Origin of the sequence: Streptomyces sp. NPDC048420 (genome assembly GCF_040651535.1) — a bacterium.
Lineage (GTDB): Bacteria > Actinomycetota > Actinomycetes > Streptomycetales > Streptomycetaceae > Streptomyces.
Window position 1 is genome coordinate 142,039 of the sequence record NZ_JBEZKG010000023.1, and the last position, 20,228, is coordinate 162,266.

Annotated in this window: 13 protein-coding genes, 1 tRNA gene and 1 rRNA gene; 3 read left to right on the forward strand and 12 right to left on the reverse strand. The window is 69.2% G+C overall.

Annotation, left to right across the window (positions count from 1 at the left end):
- Positions 1 to 7 precede the first annotated feature (7 nt).
- Entirely contained in the window at positions 8 to 859 is an 852-nt protein-coding gene (locus tag AB0D34_RS36000; RefSeq protein WP_362669499.1) for a DNA-formamidopyrimidine glycosylase family protein, read from the forward strand.
- A gap of 36 nt (positions 860 to 895) precedes the next feature.
- Positions 896 to 1,660, forward strand: a complete 765-nt coding sequence (locus tag AB0D34_RS36005) for an SDR family NAD(P)-dependent oxidoreductase (protein ID WP_362669502.1) — start codon at positions 896 to 898, stop codon at positions 1,658 to 1,660.
- A 29-nt stretch (positions 1,661 to 1,689) separates the two neighbouring features.
- Here AB0D34_RS36005 and AB0D34_RS36010 read toward each other — a convergent pair whose 3' ends face one another.
- The 9 genes from AB0D34_RS36010 to AB0D34_RS36050 form a co-directional block, all read right to left on the reverse strand.
- Entirely contained in the window at positions 1,690 to 1,998 is a 309-nt protein-coding gene (locus AB0D34_RS36010) for a hypothetical protein (protein ID WP_362669504.1), read from the reverse strand.
- A 215-nt stretch (positions 1,999 to 2,213) separates the two neighbouring features.
- Positions 2,214 to 2,594 carry a helix-turn-helix transcriptional regulator gene (locus AB0D34_RS36015; RefSeq protein WP_266558798.1) on the reverse strand — a complete coding sequence of 127 codons (381 nt, stop codon included), beginning with the start codon at positions 2,592 to 2,594 and terminating at the stop codon, positions 2,214 to 2,216.
- Positions 2,595 to 2,703: 109 nt separating this feature from the next.
- Complete coding sequence (locus AB0D34_RS36020; RefSeq protein ID WP_362669507.1) at positions 2,704 to 3,249, reverse strand: CinA family protein; 546 nt, start codon at positions 3,247 to 3,249, stop codon at positions 2,704 to 2,706.
- Entirely contained in the window at positions 3,246 to 4,121 is an 876-nt protein-coding gene (gene pgsA, locus AB0D34_RS36025; RefSeq protein ID WP_362669509.1) for a CDP-diacylglycerol--glycerol-3-phosphate 3-phosphatidyltransferase, read from the reverse strand. Before pgsA ends, AB0D34_RS36020 begins: the two co-directional genes overlap by 4 nt.
- A complete protein-coding gene (rimO, locus tag AB0D34_RS36030) occupies positions 4,118 to 5,611 on the reverse strand; it encodes a 30S ribosomal protein S12 methylthiotransferase RimO (protein ID WP_362669511.1) in 1,494 nt (497 codons plus the stop codon). The genes pgsA and rimO overlap by 4 nt, the downstream gene beginning before the upstream one ends.
- Before the next feature lie 92 nt (positions 5,612 to 5,703).
- Positions 5,704 to 6,540 carry a RodZ domain-containing protein gene (locus tag AB0D34_RS36035; protein WP_362669513.1) on the reverse strand — a complete coding sequence of 279 codons (837 nt, stop codon included), beginning with the start codon at positions 6,538 to 6,540 and terminating at the stop codon, positions 5,704 to 5,706.
- A 245-nt stretch (positions 6,541 to 6,785) separates the two neighbouring features.
- Entirely contained in the window at positions 6,786 to 9,494 is a 2,709-nt protein-coding gene (locus AB0D34_RS36040; RefSeq protein ID WP_362669515.1) for a DNA translocase FtsK, read from the reverse strand.
- A gap of 118 nt (positions 9,495 to 9,612) precedes the next feature.
- On the reverse strand, positions 9,613 to 10,302 hold the full coding sequence (locus tag AB0D34_RS36045) for a response regulator (protein ID WP_362669518.1): 690 nt from the start codon (positions 10,300 to 10,302) through the stop codon (positions 9,613 to 9,615).
- 244 nt (positions 10,303 to 10,546) lie between these two features.
- Entirely contained in the window at positions 10,547 to 16,018 is a 5,472-nt protein-coding gene (locus AB0D34_RS36050; RefSeq protein ID WP_362669520.1) for a HAMP domain-containing protein, read from the reverse strand.
- Positions 16,019 to 16,414: 396 nt separating this feature from the next.
- Between AB0D34_RS36050 and AB0D34_RS36055 the strand changes: the two genes are divergently transcribed.
- Positions 16,415 to 19,168 (forward strand): SpoIIE family protein phosphatase, encoded by a 2,754-nt coding sequence (locus tag AB0D34_RS36055; protein ID WP_362669522.1) that lies wholly within the window; start codon positions 16,415 to 16,417, stop codon positions 19,166 to 19,168.
- 46 nt (positions 19,169 to 19,214) lie between these two features.
- Here the strand turns inward: AB0D34_RS36055 and AB0D34_RS36060 are convergent.
- From AB0D34_RS36060 to rrf, 3 genes are all read right to left on the reverse strand, one after another.
- Positions 19,215 to 19,290, reverse strand: a tRNA-Thr gene (locus AB0D34_RS36060).
- A 74-nt stretch (positions 19,291 to 19,364) separates the two neighbouring features.
- Positions 19,365 to 20,027 carry a DegT/DnrJ/EryC1/StrS family aminotransferase gene (locus tag AB0D34_RS36065; protein WP_362669536.1) on the reverse strand — a complete coding sequence of 221 codons (663 nt, stop codon included), beginning with the start codon at positions 20,025 to 20,027 and terminating at the stop codon, positions 19,365 to 19,367.
- A 114-nt stretch (positions 20,028 to 20,141) separates the two neighbouring features.
- A 5S ribosomal RNA gene (gene rrf, locus AB0D34_RS36070) occupies positions 20,142 to 20,228 on the reverse strand; the annotation flags it as partial.

The window sequence follows — 20,228 nt, forward strand, 5'->3', positions numbered from 1 at the left end:
TGGACACATGCCCGAAGGAGACACGGTCTGGCAGTCCGCAAGACGCCTCCACAACGCCCTCGCCGGCAAAACACTGACCCGCACCGACCTCCGCGTCCCCAAATACGCCACCGCAGACCTCACAGACCGCACGGTCCTGGACGTCACCCCCCGCGGCAAACACCTCCTCACCCGCATCGAAGGCGGCCTCACCCTCCACTCCCACCTGCGGATGGACGGCTCCTGGAAGGTGTACGCCAACAACCAGCGCTGGACCGGCGGCCCCACCCACCAGATCCGCGCGATCCTCGGCAACACCGACCACACAGCCGTCGGTTACCGCCTCCCCGTCCTGGAACTCCTCCGCACCACCGACGAGCACAAGGCGGTAGGCCACCTGGGTCCCGACCTCCTGGGCCCGGACTGGAACCCGGAGCGCGCCCTCGCGAACCTCCTCCAGGACCCCGCCCGCCCCCTCGGCGAGGCCCTCCTCGACCAGCGAAACCTCGCCGGCATCGGCAACGTCTACAAGAGCGAGCTCTGCTTCCTGCTGGGCGCCACCCCCTGGCTCCCCATCGGCGCCCTCCCCGCGGACCGCGCCGCGCACCTCCCCGCGCTCGCCAAGAAGCTCCTGGAGGCCAACCGCGACCGCCCGGTCCGCAGCACGACCGGCCGCCGCGGCCAGGACCTGTTCGTCTACGGCCGCGCCCCCCGCCCCTGCCTCCGCTGCCACACCTCCATCCGCGTCGCCGACCAGGGCGACGGCTCCCGAGAGCGCCCCACGTACTGGTGCCCCCGCTGCCAGACCGGCCCGACCCCGAACCCACACCGCAGGGCCCCGGCCAAAGGCACCCACCAGAACGTCACACCGTACGACTAGTTGACGACCCGTCAGAAACGCTCGTACCGTCACGACATGGCCGTCAGCGCGTACGACCTCAGCGGACGCACCGCGTTCGTCACCGGCGCCGCGAGCGGTATCGGCCGCGCCTCCGCCGTCCTGCTCGCCGAGGCGGGCGCCACCGTCCACTGCGCCGATCTCGACGCGCAGGGCCTGCACGAGACGGCGACCCTCATCAAGGACGCCGGCGGCACCGCCCACACCCACCCGCTCGACGTCACCGACCGCGAACAGCTCCACCACGCCGTCGCCACCTGTGAGCATCTGGACGTTCTGGCCGCGGTCGCCGGAATCATGCACAGCACCCCGGTCCTGGAGACGAGGGACGAAGATCTCGACCGCGTCCTGAACGTCAACTTCAAGGGCGTGCTGTACGCCTGCCAGGAGGCGGCCCGTCTGATGGCCGACCGCGGGACGCGGGGCAGCATCGTCACGATGGCCTCGGGCGCCGTGGACACGGGCGCCCCCGGCCTGCTCTGCTACGGCGCGGCCAAGGCGGCGGTGGTCCAGCTGACGAAGACCCTGGCCACCGAGGTGGGCCGGTACGGCATCCGGGTCAACGCGGTCGCCCCGGGCTGGGTCCGCACCCCCATGACCGACCGCCACGACAACGAGGCACAGGCCCACACCGAGGCGCTGATGTCCCGTATGTCGCCGCTCAAGCGCGTCGGCGAACCCGAGGACATCGCCCACGCCGTGCTCTACCTGGCCTCGGACGCCTCGTCCTTCACGACGGGCCAGATCCTCCGGCCGAACGGCGGCGTGGCCATGCCCTGGTAGCCCGTTCCGCCGCTCCGCACCGGCTCAGCTCACTCGGACGGACCGCCGGCCGCACTGAAGCCGTCCTCGCCACCAGAAGGCCCCTCCGCACCGGAAGCGCGCCCCTCGGCGCTCCTTCCCGCCCGCCACGCCTGACGCCACCGCCCGGCGCCTACGGCCCCCACAGCCCGCGCCTTCGCCACACAGTGCACCGGCAGCAGGCTCAGCCCCCACCCACCGGCCGCGACCGCCCCTTCGAGCACCCCGGCGTCCGGAACCAGCACCAGCCGCGCCACAGCCCACCACCACAGCGCCCCGAGCCCGAGAGCCACCCCTCGGCGCACTGCCGGCCCCGTCATGCAGCCACCTCCAGCCCGGACGCCAGAACGCCGCCTCACCAGCCGACAAGGCGCACCGAGGGCACCACACACGGCACCCGGTACGGCCACGGCTCCAAAATGCACGAAAACCCCGACCGGCGCCTCTCCAGATCATTCGGAGAAGCCCGTCCGGGGCCTCGCACACTTCCCTCAGCGCACCGCCGACTCATGACGGCGCACACCTGACGTGAGCGTCACGCCGCCACGACGTCCACCGCTTCGCTGGGCGCCTTGATGGTCACCCGTTCCGGTGGCACACCCTTCACCGAGACGGAACCCAGCATCGGGCGCACAGCCGCCGGTACCGGCGCACTGGGCGTGGCCGCAGCAGACTGGGCCAGCTCGGCGAGGGCGAGCTCGTCGCTCACTTCCCGCATGAGCTCGGACATCCGTACGTCCAGCGCGTCGCAGATCGCGGACAGCAGCTCGGAGGAAGCCTCCTTCTGCCCCCGCTCCACCTCGGAGAGATAGCCGAGTGAGACTCGGGCGGACGAGGAGACTTCGCGCAGAGTACGGCCCTGGCGTTGGCGCTGCCGACGCAGCACGTCACCCAGTAGGCGACGGAGCAGAATCATCGGTGGCTCCCTCCTCGGACCGCGTAGCCGCATCCTTCACGCCCCACCGTACCGCCTTGCGCCGCGGCCGTGCGGGGAGCGATGTCGTGTTCACTCAGGGCTGCAAACATCAAAACCCCCCGTTCCGTTCCGTATCCTGTGCCCGCTCATTCCCGGTCTGTTCGCTCGTAAGCTCTTCCAGGAGCAGTGCGAGTACGCTCCGTACACTCTCCATACGAATTTCCGCGCGGTCGCCGTTCAACCGCAGCGCGGCCACTTTCTCGCCACCGATTGCCTCGGAAGCGCCCCCGGAGGGTCCGTCGACGGCCACGAAGACCGTGCCGACGGGCTTGCCGTCCTGCGGTTCCGGGCCCGCGACTCCGGTGGTCGCGATGCCCCAGTCGGCACCGAGCGCCTTGCGCACTCCGGCCGCCATCTGGGCCGCGACCTGCGGATCCACCGCACCTCGCTGGGCCAGCAGGGTGGCGTCGACACCCAGCAGCTCATGCTTCAGTTCGGTGGCATAGGCCGTCACCGACCCCCGGAACGCCTGGGACGCACCCGGGGCCGCTGTGATTTCCGCCGCAACCAGTCCGCCTGTGAGCGACTCGGCGACCGCGAGCGTCTGCTCCTTCACGGTGAGTAGTCGCACCACTTGGGCGGCCGGGGAATTCACGCTTCCGCCTCCTCCAACGCCGCCTCGCGCTCGGCGATTCCCTGCCTGCGCAGCACAATGGCCTGTCTCACATAGTCGAGCCCGGTCGCGACGGTCAGGACGACCGCCACAGCCATCACCCAGAACCGCGCGGTGGCCAACCACCCCGTCAGCGCCAGGATGTACATCCCTACGGCGATGCCCTGGCTGAGGGTCTTGAGCTTGCCGCCGCGGCTCGCCGGGATCACGCCGTACCGGATGACGAGGAAACGCAGCAGCGTGATCCCGAGTTCCCGGCCGAGGATGACGATCGTCACCCACCACGGCAGGTCGCCGAGTCCGGAGAGACAGATCAGCGCCGCTCCCATGATCGCCTTGTCGGCGATGGGGTCGGCGATCTTCCCGAAGTCCGTGACGAGGTTGTAGGTGCGCGCCAGGTGCCCGTCGAACAGGTCGGTGATCATGGCGACCGCGAAAGCGGCCCAGGCGAACGAGCGCCACGCCGGGTCGTACCCGCCGTCGGCCAGCATCAGGGCGACGAAGCCGGGCACGAGGACCAGCCGGAGCATGGTCAGCAGGTTGGCGATGTTCCAGACGCTGGCCTGGTTCACGGCGGCGGCAGCGATCTTCTTGCCCCGCGCGGGCTTCCCGCCCGAGTCGTCGCCGTCGTCCGAAGCCGTCCCGGGGACGACTCCCACGCCGGGGACGACAGCCGCCCCCGCCTCGGCGGCCGTAACCGGAACCGCACTGACCTGAGTCTCGCCTGCCGTACCGGAGACCGTGTCCGAAGGAGCGCTCGGCGCCGCGCCGGACGCGGCGCCCGAGACGCCGCCCGCCGGTCCGCCCTTCGCGGCGGAGGGGCCACCCGCAGCGGACGCCGGAACTCCGGTCACCTGCCCGCCTCCTCACTACACGCGAGCGAGCCCTGCAGCGGCTCGGCCACCAGGTCGACACCCTCCGTACCGACCACCTTCGCCTCGACCATACGACCGACACTCAGACCTTCGCCGCTCGTGAGCAGCACCTGGCCGTCGGTCTCGGGCGCCTGGTGCGCGCCACGGCCGTACACGCCCTCGTCGTCGACCGACTCGACCAGTACGTGCACGGTCTCGCCGAGGCGGTCCTCGGCGCGCTGCGAGACGAGTTCCTCGGCGAGCCGGGAGACATGTGCCAGCCGCTCGGCGACGACGTCCTCGTCCAGCTTGTTGTCGTACGTCGCCGCCTCGGTGCCCTCCTCGTCGGAGTACCCGAAGACGCCGATGGCGTCCAGTCGCGCGCCGTTCAGGAACCGCTCCAGCTCGGCGAGATCGGCCTCGGTCTCGCCGGGGAAGCCCACGATGAAGTTGGAGCGCACGCCGGCCTCGGGGGCCTTGCCCCGGATGGTGTCGAGGAGCTCCAGGAAGCGGTCGGTGTCGCCGAAGCGGCGCATCGCGCGCAGCACACCGGGGGCGGAGTGCTGGAAGGACAGGTCGAAGTAGGGCACGACCTTGGGCGTGGACGTCAGCACGTCGATCAGTCCGGGCCGCATCTCGGCGGGCTGGAGGTAGCTCACGCGCACGCGTTCAAGCCCCTCGACCTCGGCGAGCTCGGGCAGGAGGGACTCGAGCAGACGGATGTCGCCGAGGTCCTTGCCGTACGACGTGTTGTTCTCGGAGACCAGCATGATCTCCTTGACGCCCTGCTCGGCCAGCCAACGCGTCTCGTTGAGGACGTCCGAGGGCCGGCGCGAGATGAAGGAGCCGCGGAAGGACGGGATGGCGCAGAAGGAGCAGCGCCGGTCGCAGCCGGAGGCGAGCTTCACCGAGGCGACCGGGGCGCCGTCCAGACGGCGGCGCAGGGGCGCACGGGGGCCCGAGGCAGGCGCGAGGCCCTCCGGAAGGTCGGCGGGCGCGGGAACATCCTCCTCGGCCGGTCCGTGGCCCGGCAGCGCGACGGACGCCGCCGACTCCTGGCGCTGGGCGGGGCTGATCGGCAGCAGCTTGCGCCGGTCGCGCGGGGTGTGCGAGGCGTGGATGCCGCCGTTGAGGATCGTCTGAAGGCGGTCGGAGATGTCGGCGTAGTCGTCGAAGCCGAGCACGCCGTCGGCCTCGGGCAGGGCCTGGGCGAGGTCCTTGCCGTACCGCTCGGCCATGCAGCCCACCGCTACGACGGCCTGGGTTCTGCCGTGCCCCTTGAGGTCGTTGGCCTCCAGGAGGGCGTCGACGGAGTCCTTCTTGGCGGCCTCGACGAAGCCACAGGTGTTGACGACGGCGACGTCCGCGTCCGCGGCGTCCTCCACGAGATCCCAGCCGTCCGCCTCCAGACGGCCTGCGAGCTCCTCCGAGTCCACCTCGTTACGGGCGCAGCCAAGAGTGACGAGTGCGACGGTACGGCGTTCAGGCATGGGCTCAAGACTACTTCGTCCCACTGACGCCCCATGTCGAAGGGGCTGACCGATCCCGGCCAGCCCCTTCGCAACGGAAACCGAACAGATGCCTAGCCGACCTGCGGGTCGCCCTTGGTGTACGTCAGACGCTCCACGGCACCGGGCTGCCAGTCGTCCTCGATCTTCTTGCCGTTCACGTACAACTGGATCGCCCCGGCGTCGCCGAGAACGAGGTTGACCTTCTCGCTGTCCTGGAAGGTCTTGGTGTCACCCTGCTGGAGGAGCCCGTCGAACAGGATCCGTCCGTTGTGGTCCTTGGCGGAGATCCAGCTCTTTCCGTCGGCGGCGCTGACCTGGACGGTCACCTTGTCCTGGGGCGCCGCCGCGATGGCACTGTCGGACGGGGTCGGCTTCGGGTCCTTGGTGGTCTTGTCGGACTTGGGCGTGGGCGACTTGCTGGTGGCGGGTGTGGTGCCGTCGGCGACCTGTGCCGTCCCGCCGTCGTCGCCGCCCTTGAAGGCGGTGAACCCGACGAAGCCGACCACGGCGACGATCGCGGCGACCATGGCCGCGGTCCAGTTGGGCCCACGACGCTCCGGACGGATGCGTTCCGCCTCGAACAGCGGGGCGGCCGGGGTCGGAGCCGGACGTCCACCGCCGTGATCGGCGGCGAACTGGTCCAGAAGGGGGGCCGGATCCAGATGGACGGCCTTGGCCAGGGTCCGGATGTGACCCCGGGCGTACACATCGCCACCGCAGGGGGCGAAGTCGTCCGCCTCGATGGCATGCACGATGGCGATGCGGACCCTGGTGGCGTTGCTGACGTCGTCGACGGTCAGCCCAGCCGCGATCCGCGCCTGTTTCAGGGCGTGACCCACGGAGAGGCGGTCTTCCTGCCGGTCGTCTTCGAACGGACGCTCGTCTTCAGGGGAGTTGCCGATGGACACGGGGGCGCCTTTCGAGCGTTTTAGCCACCTGTGCTGGAGGTTCAGTCTAGGGGGGGTGCGAAAGGGTGGGGCAACCGGGAGGTGGGACTTTGTACGCCATCGGAATGGCCGGACACGCCGATGGTGGGGCAGCAGCGTTTCGCTTCCCTCAACTTGACGTACGCCGAAGGGAAACGGTTGCTCAATGATCCCTTACGGGTGAGTCACGATCGAACATCGGTGGCCGCACCCGCTCCGGACTCCTTTTAAGCCTCCCCGCGGATCACCGCGAGCACGCCGTCCAGCTCGTCAGCCTTCACAAGAACGTCACGAGCCTTCGAACCCTCGCTCGGTCCGACGATGCCCCGGGACTCCATGAGGTCCATGAGGCGCCCCGCCTTCGCGAATCCGACCCTCAGCTTGCGCTGGAGCATGGAGGTCGAGCCGAACTGCGTGGAGACCACCAGCTCGGCCGCCTGGCACAGCAGGTCGAGATCGTCGCCGATCTCCTCGTCGATCTCCTTCTTCTGCTTGGTGCCCACGACGACGTCGTCCCGGAAGACCGGCGCCATCTGGTCCTTGCAGTGCTGGACGACCGCCGCGACCTCGTCCTCGGTCACGAACGCGCCCTGCATACGGGTGGGCTTGTTGGCGCCCATCGGCAGGAACAGCCCGTCGCCCTTGCCGATCAGCTTCTCGGCGCCGGGCTGGTCGAGGATGACCCGCGAGTCGGCGAGCGAGGAGGTGGCGAAGGCGAGCCTCGAAGGCACGTTCGCCTTGATCAGACCGGTGACGACGTCAACCGAGGGCCGCTGCGTGGCGAGCACCAGGTGGATGCCGGCCGCGCGCGCGAGCTGCGTGATGCGCACGATCGCGTCCTCGACGTCCCTCGGCGCGACCATCATCAGGTCGGCGAGCTCGTCGACGATCACCAGCAGATACGGGTAGGGCTGGAGCTCGCGCTCACTGCCCTCGGGCAGCTTGACCTTGCCGTTCCTGATGGCCTCGTTGAAGTCGTCGATGTGCCGGAACCCGTACGCCGCCAGGTCGTCGTACCGGAGGTCCATCTCCCGTACGACCCACTGGAGGGCCTCGGCCGCCCGCTTCGGGTTGGTGATGATCGGCGTGATCAGGTGCGGAATGCCCTCGTAGGCCGTCAGCTCCACGCGCTTGGGGTCGACGAGGACCATGCGCACGTCCTCCGGGGTCGCGCGCACCATGATGGAAGTGATCAAGCAGTTAATGCACGACGACTTACCGGAACCGGTGGCTCCGGCGACCAGCACGTGCGGCATCTTCGCCAGGTTGGCCATCACATAGCCGCCCTCGACGTCCTTGCCGAGCGCGACCAGCATGGGGTGCTCGTCCTCGGCGGCCGCCGCGAGCCGCAGTACGTCGCCGAGGTTGACCATCTCGCGGTCGGTGTTCGGGATCTCGATGCCGACCGCCGACTTGCCGGGGATCGGGCTGATGATCCGCACGTCCGGGCTGGCGACGGCGTACGCGATGTTCTTGGCCAGCGCGGTGATCCGCTCGACCTTCACGGCGGGGCCGAGCTCGACCTCGTAGCGCGTGACCGTCGGCCCGCGCGTGAAGCCGGTGACGGCGGCGTCGACCTTGAACTCCGTGAAGACGTTGGTCAGCGAGGCGACGATGGCGTCGTTGGCCGCACTGCGCGCCTTGCCCGGGCCACCGCGCTCCAGCAGGTCGAGCGAGGGCAGCGAGTAGGTGATGTCACCGGACAGCTGGAGCTGCTCCGCGCGCGCGGGCAGGTCGCCGGGGGCCTCGGGAGCGGGCTTGGTGAGGTCGGCGACCTCGACCTTGAGCTTCTCCTGCTTGGGCCGTGCGTCCTGCTTGGGCCGCGCGGCAGGGACCGGCGTGGGTACCGGGGTCGTCTCGACCCGGTCGCCCACGCTCACGCCCTGCGTGAGGTCGGCGACTAGCGGCGAGGGCGGCAGGCCGTGCATGACGACACCGTCCAGGTCCGCCGCCGCGGCCGCGGCGATGTCCACGGCGTCCATCTGACGGTCCATCGCGGGCTGCGGCACCGCGGACCGCCTGGGGCGCCCACGGCGCTTCGAGAGGGCCTCCTGCTCGGCGCCGTCGGGGTCGTACGACTCGGGCGCGGAACCTCGCCTGCGCCCACGCGCGGGCAACGCCTCGCGCCACTGCTCGTCGTAGCGCTCGTCGTCCTCGCCGAACTCGTCCTCGGACGGGTCGTGCACGATGCCGAGGCGCACGCCCAGCTCCCGCAGCCGCCGAGGGATGGCGTTGACCGGGGTGGCCGTGACGACGAGCAGCCCGAAGACCGTCAGCAGGACGAGCAGCGGTACGGCCAGGACCTCACCCATGGTGTACGTCAGCGGCGTCGCCGCTCCCCAGCCGATGAGGCCGCCGGCGTCTCTTATCGCCTGCATGCCGTCACTGCGGGCGGGCGAGCCGCAGGCGATGTGGACCTGCCCGAGCACGCCGATGACGAGTGCCGACAGACCGATCACGATCCGCCCGTTGGCCTCGGGCTTCTCGGGGTGCCGGATGAACCGTACGGCGATGACCGCGAGCAGTATCGGCACGAGCAGATCGAGTCGGCCGAAGGCTCCGGTCACGATGATCTCGACCAGGTCGCCGACGGGTCCGCGCAGGTTCGACCAGGTGCCGGCGGCGACGATCAGTCCGAGGGCGAGCAGCAGAAGTGCCACGCCGTCCTTCCGGTGCGCGGGGTCGAGGTTCTTCGCGCCCTGCCCTATCCCGCGGAACACCGCGCCCACGGCGTGGGCGAGGCCGAGCCAGACCGCGCGGATGAGCCGGAGGACGCCTCCGGTCGGACTGGGCGCCGGCTTCGGCGGCGCCGCCTTCTTCGCGGCGGCCTTCTTGGCCGGTGCTTTCTTCGCGACGGCCTTCTTCGCCGGACCCTTCGCGGGAGCGGCAGCCTTCTTCGCGGGCTGCTTCTTGGCTGCGGAGGGACGTGAGGCCATAGGTGTGAGATTACCGGTGGAGACGACGACGGACACGTGTGCCCGGTGCTTCACCCGTTCGTGTCGCTCCTGGGGAGGTGCCGAACTGACGCGGACTCAACGGCACCTTCAGCGTGCGTCAGTTCGGCGAGGGCACCGACGGCGAACTCCCGGTGCCGGGCTCCAGCGCGTCGAGCGCCCGCCGCAATCCCGTGAGTTTGCGTTCGAGATGGGCCGCGGTGGCCACTGCCGCCGCGTCCGCCGACTCGTCGTCCAACTGCTTGGACAACGCCTCCGCCTGTTCCTCCACGGCCGCCAGCCGCGCCGACAGCTCGGCGAGCAGCCCCGCCGGCTCCTTCGCGTCGCCGACCGCTGCCTTGCCCGAGCCGCTGCCGCCCTCCAACTGGAGCCGCAGCAGCGCCGCCTGCTCACGCAGCTGGCAGTTCTTCATGTAGAGCTCGACGAACACCGAGACCTTCGCGCGCAGCACCCACGGGTCGAACGGCTTGGAGATGTAGTCCACCGCACCCGCCGCATAGCCCCTGAAGGTGTGGTGCGGACCGTGGTTGATCGCGGTCAGGAAGATGATCGGGATGTCCCGGGTCCGCTCCCGCCGCTTGATGTGCGCCGCGGTCTCGAATCCGTCCATGCCCGGCATCTGGACGTCCAGCAGAATGACCGCGAAGTCGTCCGTGAGCAGCGCTTTGAGCGCTTCCTCCCCGGACGATGCCCGAACCAGTGTCTGATCGAGCGCGGAGAGGATGGCCTCCAGCGCGAGCAGATTCTCCGGCCGGTCATCGACCAGGAGGATCTTGGCCTTCTGCACCATGGCCCGCCCTCCTCGCCCCGGATGTGCACCGGGCGCCGCCCCTGAGGACGACTCCCTTTCGCCGCCCGTCCTTGTGCCGGTCATCGTAGCCGCACCCTGTCTGTCGCCACACCCTGTCACCGCGATGTCACTGAGCACGTAGCAGAAACGTAGCGGGAGACCAGAAGGTTCCCCGAATCCCGTACTTCTACACGGCGTCGGGCACACTGAGTCAGCAACTCCGTGCCAACTGCACTGATTGCCATCACTCCTCCCGCATCCACTGTTCCATCACCGACAACAGGTGATCGGGATCGACCGGCTTGGTCACATAGTCGGAGGCGCCCGACTCGATGGCCTTCTCCCGGTCGCCCTTCATGGCCTTGGCGGTCAGCGCGATGATCGGAAGCCCCGCGAACTGCGGCATCCTGCGGATCGCCGTGGTCGTCGCGTACCCGTCCATCTCGGGCATCATGATGTCCATCAGGACGACCGCCACGTCCTCGTGCTGTTCCAGCACCTCGATGCCCTCACGGCCGTTCTCCGCGTACAGCACGGACAGCCCGTGCTGTTCGAGGACGCTGGTCAGCGCGAACACGTTGCGGATGTCGTCGTCGACGATCAGCACCTTCTCCCCCCCGAACCGGATGCCCCGGCGCGGCTGGTGCGCGCTCTGGTGCTCCACCGCCGACCACTGCTCCGGCTGTCCGATCCGTTGTTCGAGGGCGGGCGCGGTCCTGCGGCGGCGCCGGAAGAGGGCCGCGGCACCGTTCTGCGTCTCCTGGTACGACTTCACCTCGGCCGGCGTCTCGATGTGGACCTCGCCCCTGCCGTTCTCCGACGTGGACGCCACCAGGTCGCCCGCCTCCAGGGCGGGCATGGACTGCTGGTAGCCCTGCGGCGGCAGTTCGCTGGGATGCAGCGGCAAATACAGTGTGAACGTCGATCCGCGTCCCGGCTCGCTCTGCGCGTGGATCTCACCGCCCAGCAGTTGCGCGATCTCCCGCGAGATCGACAGCCCGAGACCGGTGCCGCCGTACTTGCGGCTGGTCGTGCCGTCGGCCTGCTTGAACGCCTCGAAGATCACCCGCATCTTGCTGCCCGCGATCCCGATACCGGTGTCGGTCACGGAGAACGCGATGAGATCGGCGTCCGCGTCCCGCAGTGAGCCGGCCTCCAGCAGCTGCTCCCGGATCGCCAGCGGCACATCCCGTCCAGCGGGCCTGATGACCAGCTCGACGGCTCCGGAGTCGGTGAACTTCACCGCGTTGGACAGCAGGTTGCGCAGCACCTGGAGCAGCCGCTGCTCGTCGGTGTGCAGCGTGGCGGGCAGCTCGGGCGAGACCCGCACGGACAGGTCCAGGCCCTTCTCCGCGGTCAGCGGCCGGAAGGTGGCCTCCACGTAGTCCACGAGCTGTACGAGCGCGATACGCGTCGGGGAGACATCCATCTTGCCCGCCTCGACCTTCGACAGGTCGAGGATGTCGTTGATCAGCTGGAGCAGGTCGGACCCCGCGCCATGGATGGTCTCGGCGAACTCGACCTGCTTCGGGGTGAGGTTGGAGTCCGCGTTGTCGGCGAGCAGCTTGGCGAGGATCAGCAGCGAGTTGAGCGGTGTCCGCAGCTCGTGCGACATGTTGGCCAGGAACTCGCTCTTGTACCGCATCGATACGGCAAGCTGCTCGGCGCGCTCCTCCAGAACCTGCCGCGCCTCCTCGATCTCGGTGTTCTTGACCTCGATGTCGCGGTTCTGCTGGGCCAGCAGCTCGGCCTTCTCCTCCAGTTCGGCGTTGGACGCCTGGAGGGCCTTCTGCCGGTTCTCCAACTCCGCCGACCGCTCCCTGAGTTGCTCGGTCAGCTCCTGCGACTGCTTCAGCAGCACCTCCGTCTTGGTGTTGACAGAGATGGTGTTGACGCTGGTCGCGATCATCTCGGCGATCTGGTTGAGGAAGTCCTTCTGGATCTGCGTAAAGGGTGTGAAGGACGCGAGCTCGATGACACCGAGCACCTTGCCCTCGAACAGCACCGGGAGGACGATCACTTGCGCGGGCGGTGCCTCTCCGAGGCCGGAGGAGATCTTCAGGTAGCCGCTGGGCGCGTTCTCCACCAGGATCGTGCGCTTCTCCTCGGCGGCCGTCCCGATGAGCGCCTCACCGGGACGGAACGACGTCGGCATGGAGCCCATCGAGTAGCCGTACGACCCGAGCATCCGCAGTTCGTACTGGTCCTCGGCCTCGGCGCTCAGGTCCTTGCCGTCGAGCAGCGGCATCGCGACGAAGAACGCGCCGTGCTGCGCGGTCACCACCGGCGTCAGCTCGCTCATGATCAGCGAGGCCACGTCCTCCAGGTCCCGGCGGCCCTGCATGAGCGCCGAGATACGGGCCAGGTTGCCCTTGAGCCAGTCCTGCTCCTTGTTGGCGATCGTGGTGTCGCGCAGGTTGGCGATCATCTTGTTGATGTAGTCCTGGAGCTCCTGGATCTCGCCGGACGCGTCCACGTCGATCTTCAGGTTCAGGTCGCCCCGGGTCACCGCGGTCGCCACACGCGCGATGGCTCGCACCTGACGGGTGAGGTTTCCTGCCATCTCGTTCACGGACTCGGTGAGGTCGCGCCAGGTGCCGTCGACGTCACGCACGCGTGCCTGGCCGCCGAGCTGTCCCTCCGTGCCCACCTCACGGGCGACCCGGGTGACCTCCTCGGCGAAGGAGGACAGCTGGTCGACCATCGTGTTGATGGTGGTCTTGAGTTCGAGGATCTCACCGCGCGCGTCGATGTCGATCTTCTTCGTCAGGTCACCCTTGGCGATGGCCGTCGTCACCATGGCGATGTTCCGCACCTGACCGGTCAGGTTGGACGCCATCTGGTTCACGGACTCGGTGAGGTCCTTCCAGGTGCCGGCCACACCCGGCACCCGCGCCTGCCCGCCCAGGATGCCGTCCGTGCCCACCTCACGGGCCACCTTGGTGACCTGGTCGGCGAACGAACTCAGCGTCTTCACCATGGTGTTGAAGGTGTCGGCGAGCTGCGCGACCTCGCCGCGCGCCTCGATCGTCACCGTCCGCGTGAGGTCGCCGTTGGCAACCGCGTTCGCGACCTGGGAGATGTTGCGCACCTGCATGGTCAGGTTGTTGGCCATCAGGTTGACGTTGTCGGTGAGGTCCTTCCAGATACCCGTGACGCCCGACGCGTGCGCCTGGCCGCCGAGGATGCCCTCGGTACCCACTTCACGAGCCACCCTCGTCACCTGCTCGGCGAAGGACGACAGCTGGTCGACCATCGTGTTGACGGTGGTGACGAGTTCGAGGATCTCGCCCTTCGCGTCGACGGTGATCTTCTTGGAGAGATCGCCCTTGGCGACCGCCGTGGTGACCTCGGCGATGTTGCGCACCTGAATGGTCAGGTTGTTCGCCATGAAGTTCACGGACTGCGTGAGGTCCTTCCAGGTGCCGGAGACGCCCTGCACCTCGGCCTGGCCGCCGAGGATGCCCTCGGTGCCCACCTCACGGGCCACCCGCGTCACCTGGTCGGCGAAGCTGGAGAGCTGGTCGACCATCGTGTTGAGGGTGTTCTTCAGCTCCAGGATCTCGCCCCGCGCGTCCACGTCGATCTTCTGCGACAGGTCACCCCGGGCCACCGCGGTGGCCACCTGGGCGATGTTGCGCACCTGGGCGGTGAGGTTTCCTGCCATTCCGTTCACGGAGTCGGTGAGGTCCCGCCACACACCGGCGACGCCGGGCACCTGCGCCTGTCCGCCGAGGCGTCCTTCGGTACCCACCTCACGGGCCACCCGGGTCACCTGGTCGGCGAAGGCGGAGAGCTGGTCGACCATCGTGTTGATGGTGTTCTTCAGCTCCAGGATCTCGCCCCGCGCGTCCACGTCGATCTTCTGCGACAGGTCACCCCGGGCCACCGCGGTCGTCACCTGGGCGATCTGCCGCACCTGAGAGGTGAGGTTGCCACCCATGAAGTTGACGGAGTCGGTGAGCTCCTTCCAGGTGCCGGAGACCCCCGGCACAACCGCCTGACCGCCCAGGCGGCCCTCGGTGCCCACGTCCCGGGCCATCCGCGTCACCTGGTCGGCGAAGGCCGACAGCTGGTCCACCATCGTGTTCACGGTGTTCTTCAGCTGGAGCATCTCACCGGAGACGTCCACGGTGACCTTCTGCGACAGGTCACCGTTGGCCACCGCCGTCGTCACCTGGGCGATGTTCCTCACCTGTCCGGTGAGGTTCCTGAACGCCGTGTTGACGGAGTCGGTCAGGTCCTTCCAGGTACCGGCAGCCCCGGGCACCTGCGCCTGCCCACCCAGCTCACCCTCGACACCGATCTCGCGCGCCACGCGCGTGACCTCGGCGCCGAACGCGGACAGCTGGTCCACCATCCCGTTGACGGTGTTCTTCAGCTCCAGCATCTCGCCGGCCACGTCGACGGTGACCTTCTGCGACAGGTCACCGTTGGCCACCGCCGTCGTCACCGCGGCGATGTCCCGCACCTGCGTGGTGAGGTTCCGGAAGACCGTGTTCACCGAGTCGGTGAGGTCCTTCCACGTTCCCGCCGCACCCGGCACGTTCGCCTGCCCGCCGAGCTGTCCCTCGGCGCCGACCTCGTTGGCCACGCGCGTGACCTCGTCCGCGAAGATCCGCAGCGTCTCGGTCATCTGGTTGATCGTGTCGGCGAGCTGGGCGACCTCGCCGCGTGCGGAGACCGTCACCTTCTGCGACAGGTCACCGTTGGCGACCGCCGTCGTCACCTGGGCGATCCCGCGCACCTGGGCCGTCAGATTGCCGGCCATGAGGTTCACCGAATCGGTGAGGTCCTTCCACACCCCGGCCACACCCGGCACCTGCGCCTGGCCGCCGAGCTCACCCTCGACGCCCACCTCGCGCGCGACGCGGGTCACCTCGGAGGAGAAGGAGGAGAGCTGGTCCACCATCGTGTTGACGGTGTTCTTCAGCTCCAGCATCTCGCCGGCCACGTGGACCGTGACCTTCCGGGACAGATCACCCTTGGCGACCGCCGTGGTCACCAGCGCGATGTCCCGCACCTGGGCCGTCAGCCGGTACGCCATGGTGTTGACGGACTCGGTCAGGTCCTTCCAGGAACCCGACATGCCACGCACGCGTGCCTGTCCGCCGAGCTTGCCCTCGGTACCGACCTCGCTGGCCACACGCGTGACCTCGTCGGTGAACGTGGACAACTGATCGACGAGGTTGTTCACCGTCCGCCCGACCTTCAGGAACTCCCCGCGCAGCGGATGCCCCGTCCCGTCCGGCGCCTGCGTCCTGAGCTCCATGCGGGGCGACAGATCGCCTTCCGCGACCGCGGACAGCACCCGGCCGACCTCGGAGACGGGTCGTACGAGATCGTCCACGAGCGCGTTGGAGGCGTCGATGGCGGCCGCCCAGGAGCCCTCACAGGCACCTGTTTCCAGCCGTTCCGTGAGCTTGCCCTCACGGCCCACCATGCGCCGCACCCGCGACAGCTCACCCGTCAGATGCAGGTTGCGGTCGGCCACCTCGTTGAAGACCGCCGCGATCTCCGACATCACACCGTCGCCGGACACCGTGAGCCGCTTGCGGAAGTTCCCGTCGCGCATCGAGACCAGCGCCGCCAGCAGCCGCTCCAGGGCAGCCGTGTCCACCGCGGTGGTCCCGCCCCGCGGTTTGCGCTGGCCGCTCGGGGACTGACCGCCCTTCGTGCGCGTCTTAGTGCCCCGCGTCGCTGCGCCAGACTCCACTGTGTCCCTCCCGCAGGGGTCGACCGTTACTGCTGTGCTCGGGTGGTACCGCGCGACACACCTGTTGGTGCCGCGTGCTTCTGCTTACTACAGCGATATTTCAACCAGGCACGCAGAGCCGCACCACGGGCTGCTGCCCGCCGTACACGTAAGCCACTCGGCCTGCCCGAACCTTCTTCAGGAGCCTGCCCAGTGTTTCACCCTGGTTGAACCCGGTCATAACAGTTCGGCAGCTTCGCACATCGTCCGCACACCCTCCGGACGGAAACACTGCAGACCGGCATCCGCATGGCCGTCGAAGGTAAGTAACCTTGCATGCGGCTGTCCAGCCGAGCCGGTCCGTCCGGCCTGGGCGGTGGCACGAGCACGAGCGGGCATCGGAGGGCGGCCGCACACATGACCACCGGACTGATCCCCGGGGGACAGAACCCGGACCCCCGGCCGACGGGCGGTCTGCCGCAGCAGCGGCACGCGCCGGTCGGCCAGGCAGCCCTGCACGTCGACAACCGGTCGAGGAGTTCTGTGATCACCGCGCGCGCGGCCGCCAGCTTCGAGCCTGTCGGACGATCGGTAGCGACCGCCCGCTCCTTCGTCCGCGACACCCTCCAGGGCTGGGGCTTCGCCGACATCGTCGACGACGCGGTGGTCCTCACCAGCGAACTGGTCACCAACGCCGTGGTCCACGCGGGCACATCCGCGGATGTTCTGTGCCTGCGCAGTGACGAAGGTGTGCGAATCGAGGTGGCAGACCGCTACCCCGATCGCGAGATCCCGCTCCAGGGCCAGGCCGTCAACATGGGCAACCTCGACCGCGAGGGCGGCCGGGGCCTCCAGCTCTGCGCCGCGCTCGCCGGCCGCTGGGGCGTCGAGTACACCCCCACCCACAAGCAGGTCTGGTTCCAACTCGCCCTCCCCGAACGACCGGTGGGCACCCGCACGGCGGGCCCGTCCCTGCCCGCGGACCTCCTCCCGCTGGCCGACGGCCGAGTCCGCGTCGCCGTCGTCCAGATCGACCGTACGTGCGCCATCTCCTCGTGGAACGAGGACGCCGAGGAGCTCTTCGGCTACGCCGCCGAACAGGTCATCGGCAAGCCCCTGACCGACCTCGCTGCCTGGCCGCACACCCCCGGCACCGGCACCGGAATCGCCGAGGCCCTCCAGCTCTCGCGCTGGGAAGGCAGTTACGGCATCAGGGCCGCCAACGGCCGCGTCACCTCGGTCTACGCCTCCCACCTGCGCGTCCGCGACACCGGCGGCGAGCCCTCCACGGTCTGCCTCCTGGTCCGCGACCACGAACGCGCCGTACTCCAGACGCCGTTGCGCGTCCCGGCCTCGGACACGACCACCTCCGCCGACGGGCAGAGCACCGATCCCTTCGAGGTGTTCATCGGCTCGCCGGCCCCGGACGACCTCGACGGCCTCCTCCAGCGCACGGTCGAACGCGCACGCGACATGCTCGACGGCGACTCCGCCTTCGTACTCCTCGCGACCGACGACGAGACGGAGTTGGAGGTCCGCGCCTCCACCGGCCTGCCCTCCGCCCGCCAGCGCTTCGCGCGCGTGCCGGTCGAAGCAGGCCCCGGCCGCTACGGCTCCGCCCGCATGCCGGCCGTCCACGACGACCTGTCGGCCGTACCGGGCGCGGTCCCGCTCCTGAACGGCACCGGGATGCGCTCGGTCGTCACCGTCCCGCTGAAGGTCGAGGGCCGCCTCACCGGCTCCCTCGGCGTGGCCGCCGAGGCCCCCGGCAGATACTCGAACGAAGAAGCCCTGCGCCTCCAGTTCGCCGCCGACCGCATCGCGTTGGCGGTCGAGTCGGCTCGTCTGGGTGAACTTGAGAAGCTGCGCCGCGGCTCACTGAGCTTCCTCGTCGAGGCCTCCGACCTTCTCGCCGGCACCCTGGACCGCGACCAGACCCTGGCCCTCATGGCCCAGATGACCGTCCCCACGCTGGCCACCTGGTGCGCCGTCTACACGATCGCCGACCAGTCCTCCGATCCCTACCTGTCGTACGTCCTGCACGAGGACGAGGAACTCATCGACGGCATCAAGTCGTTGCTGTCGAAGGTCCAGCCCCCGGACCCGGTGCCCACCCCCGGCGCCCGGGTCTGGTCGGCCCCCGGCGAGGCGGCCCACCAGGCGGCCCTGCGCAGCTCCATGCGCAGCCTCGGTCTCACCGGCGGCCAAACCCACCAGCTCGCCTCCGGAATCGGCCCCACGCTCGCCACGGCCTCCGCCGTCGGCGGCGAGACCGTCGTCCTCCCCCTGGTCGCCCGCAACCGCGTCATCGGCATGCTGACCCTCGGCAAGCCCACCGACGAACACTTCCGCCAGGAAATCCTGGAGCTGGCCGAGGACTTGTCCCGCCGGGCCGCCCTGGCCCTGGACAACGCCCGCCTCTACTCCGAGCGCACCGCGATCAGCCAGTCCCTCCAGCGCAGCCTCCTGCCGCCCGAGCTCCCCGAGATCGACGGCGTCGAAGTCGAGGTCATCTACCGCGCGGCCGGCGAGGGCAACGAGGTCGGCGGCGACTTCTACGACGTCTTCCCCATCAGCGACGGCTCCTACGGCTTCGCCATCGGCGACGTCTGCGGTACGGGCCCGAACGCGGCGGCTGTCACGGGCCTGGCCCGCCACGCCCTCCGCCTTCTGGCCAGGGAGGGCCTGAGCGGCCCCGCGGTCCTGGAGCGCCTGAACTCCGCGATCCTCGACGAGGGCGCCCGCAGCCGCTTCCTGACCCTCCTGTACGGCGAGCTGTGGCCCCAGGAGGACGGCAGCGCCCGCCTGAAGGTCGTCTGCGCCGGCCACCCGCTCCCCCTGCGCCTGCGCCAGGACGGCACCGTCGAACCGGCCGCCGAACCCCAGCCGCTCCTCGGCGTCATGGAGGACCTGGAGCTCTACGAGCAGACCGTCACCCTCGACCCGGGCGACGTCCTCCTCTGCGTCACGGACGGCGTCACCGAACGCCGCGAAGGCACCCGCATGCTGGGCGACGACGGCCTCGCGGATGTCCTCACCACCTGCACGGGCCTGACGGCCGGCGCGGTCGCGGCCCGCATTATGCGCGCGGTCGAGCGCTTCGCCTCCGACGCCCCGTCCGACGACATGGCGATCCTGACGATGCGCGTGCCGGGCCTCCACACAGACTGAGAGAGCACGAAAAAGGCCCCGCCCGAAATGGGCGGGGCCTTTTGGCTGGAGCCCCCTAACGGAATCGAACCGTTGACCTTCTCCTTACCATGGAGACGCTCTGCCGACTGAGCTAAGGGGGCCTGTCGCTTTCCGAGGTTTCCCTCGCGGCAACGGAATAGATCATACCCCGAACAGACCCGTGCTCCCAACTCGCTCAGAAAGCAGGCTGAAGCAGTCCCCCGAGCGCATTGCACGCGGCAACGACCCGCTGCATGTCCCGCTTGGTCAGCGAAGCGTCCACCGGCAGCGCAAGCGTCTCGTCGGCGGCCCGCTCGGTCTCCGGCAACGACACGCACCGCCGGAACTCCGGCAGCCGGTGCACAGGCGTCTTCACCGGCACCCGGCCCTCAACACCCTTGCTCCGCAGGGCCCGCGCGAACGCATCCCGGTCCGGCCGTCCGTTCCCCGGCACCCGCACGACGTACTGCTGGTAGGTGTGCCCGTCCCCACCATCGGGCGTGCGCACCCCGCGCAACTTCCCATCGAGGTAGCAGGCCCGCTCCCGACGCTGCGCGATCTCGTCGTACGGCGCCTCGGACTCACCCTCCTGCAACACCAACAGCCCGTGCCGCTGCCCGACTTCAAGCAGCCGCGCCATGTCCGCCGGTCGCCCGAACCGGTGTACGACGACGATGGCCGCCGTCCGCGGAGTCACGGCCGCTTCGACAGCGGAAGCATCAAGGCAGTAGCTCACCGGATGTATGTCCGCGAACACCGGCAGCGCACCCGCCAGTGTCACCGCCTCGGCGACTTCGACGTTCCCGAAGGCCGGTACGACGACCTCGTCACCGACTCCGACGCCGGCGGCCCTGAGCATTGCAGCAGTACCCATGCTTCGGATGCTGCTTGCGCAACGTGAACTTCAAGTGACGCACAACAAAAAAGGGTTGGACCCCGAACCGAAGTTCAGGATCCAACCCTTCCAATAATTGTTCGGCGGTGTCCTACTCTCCCACAGGGTCCCCCCTGCAGTACCATCGGCGCTGTAAGGCTTAGCTTCCGGGTTCGGAATGTAACC

What these genes read in the sequence shown, in the direction of transcription:
- AB0D34_RS36000 (WP_362669499.1), top strand. Translation starts at nt 8, where the DNA reads ATGCCCGAAGGAGACACGGTCTGGCAGTCCGCAAGACGCCTCCACAAC.
- AB0D34_RS36005 (WP_362669502.1), top strand. Translation starts at nt 896, where the DNA reads ATGGCCGTCAGCGCGTACGACCTCAGCGGACGCACCGCGTTCGTCACC.
- AB0D34_RS36010 (WP_362669504.1), bottom strand. Translation starts at nt 1,998, where the DNA reads ATGACGGGGCCGGCAGTGCGCCGAGGGGTGGCTCTCGGGCTCGGGGCG.
- AB0D34_RS36015 (WP_266558798.1), bottom strand. Translation starts at nt 2,594, where the DNA reads ATGATTCTGCTCCGTCGCCTACTGGGTGACGTGCTGCGTCGGCAGCGC.
- rimO (WP_362669511.1), bottom strand. Translation starts at nt 5,611, where the DNA reads ATGCCTGAACGCCGTACCGTCGCACTCGTCACTCTTGGCTGCGCCCGT.
- AB0D34_RS36040 (WP_362669515.1), bottom strand. Translation starts at nt 9,494, where the DNA reads ATGGCCTCACGTCCCTCCGCAGCCAAGAAGCAGCCCGCGAAGAAGGCT.
- AB0D34_RS36045 (WP_362669518.1), bottom strand. Translation starts at nt 10,302, where the DNA reads ATGGTGCAGAAGGCCAAGATCCTCCTGGTCGATGACCGGCCGGAGAAT.
- AB0D34_RS36055 (WP_362669522.1), top strand. Translation starts at nt 16,415, where the DNA reads ATGACCACCGGACTGATCCCCGGGGGACAGAACCCGGACCCCCGGCCG.
- AB0D34_RS36065 (WP_362669536.1), bottom strand. Translation starts at nt 20,027, where the DNA reads ATGCTCAGGGCCGCCGGCGTCGGAGTCGGTGACGAGGTCGTCGTACCG.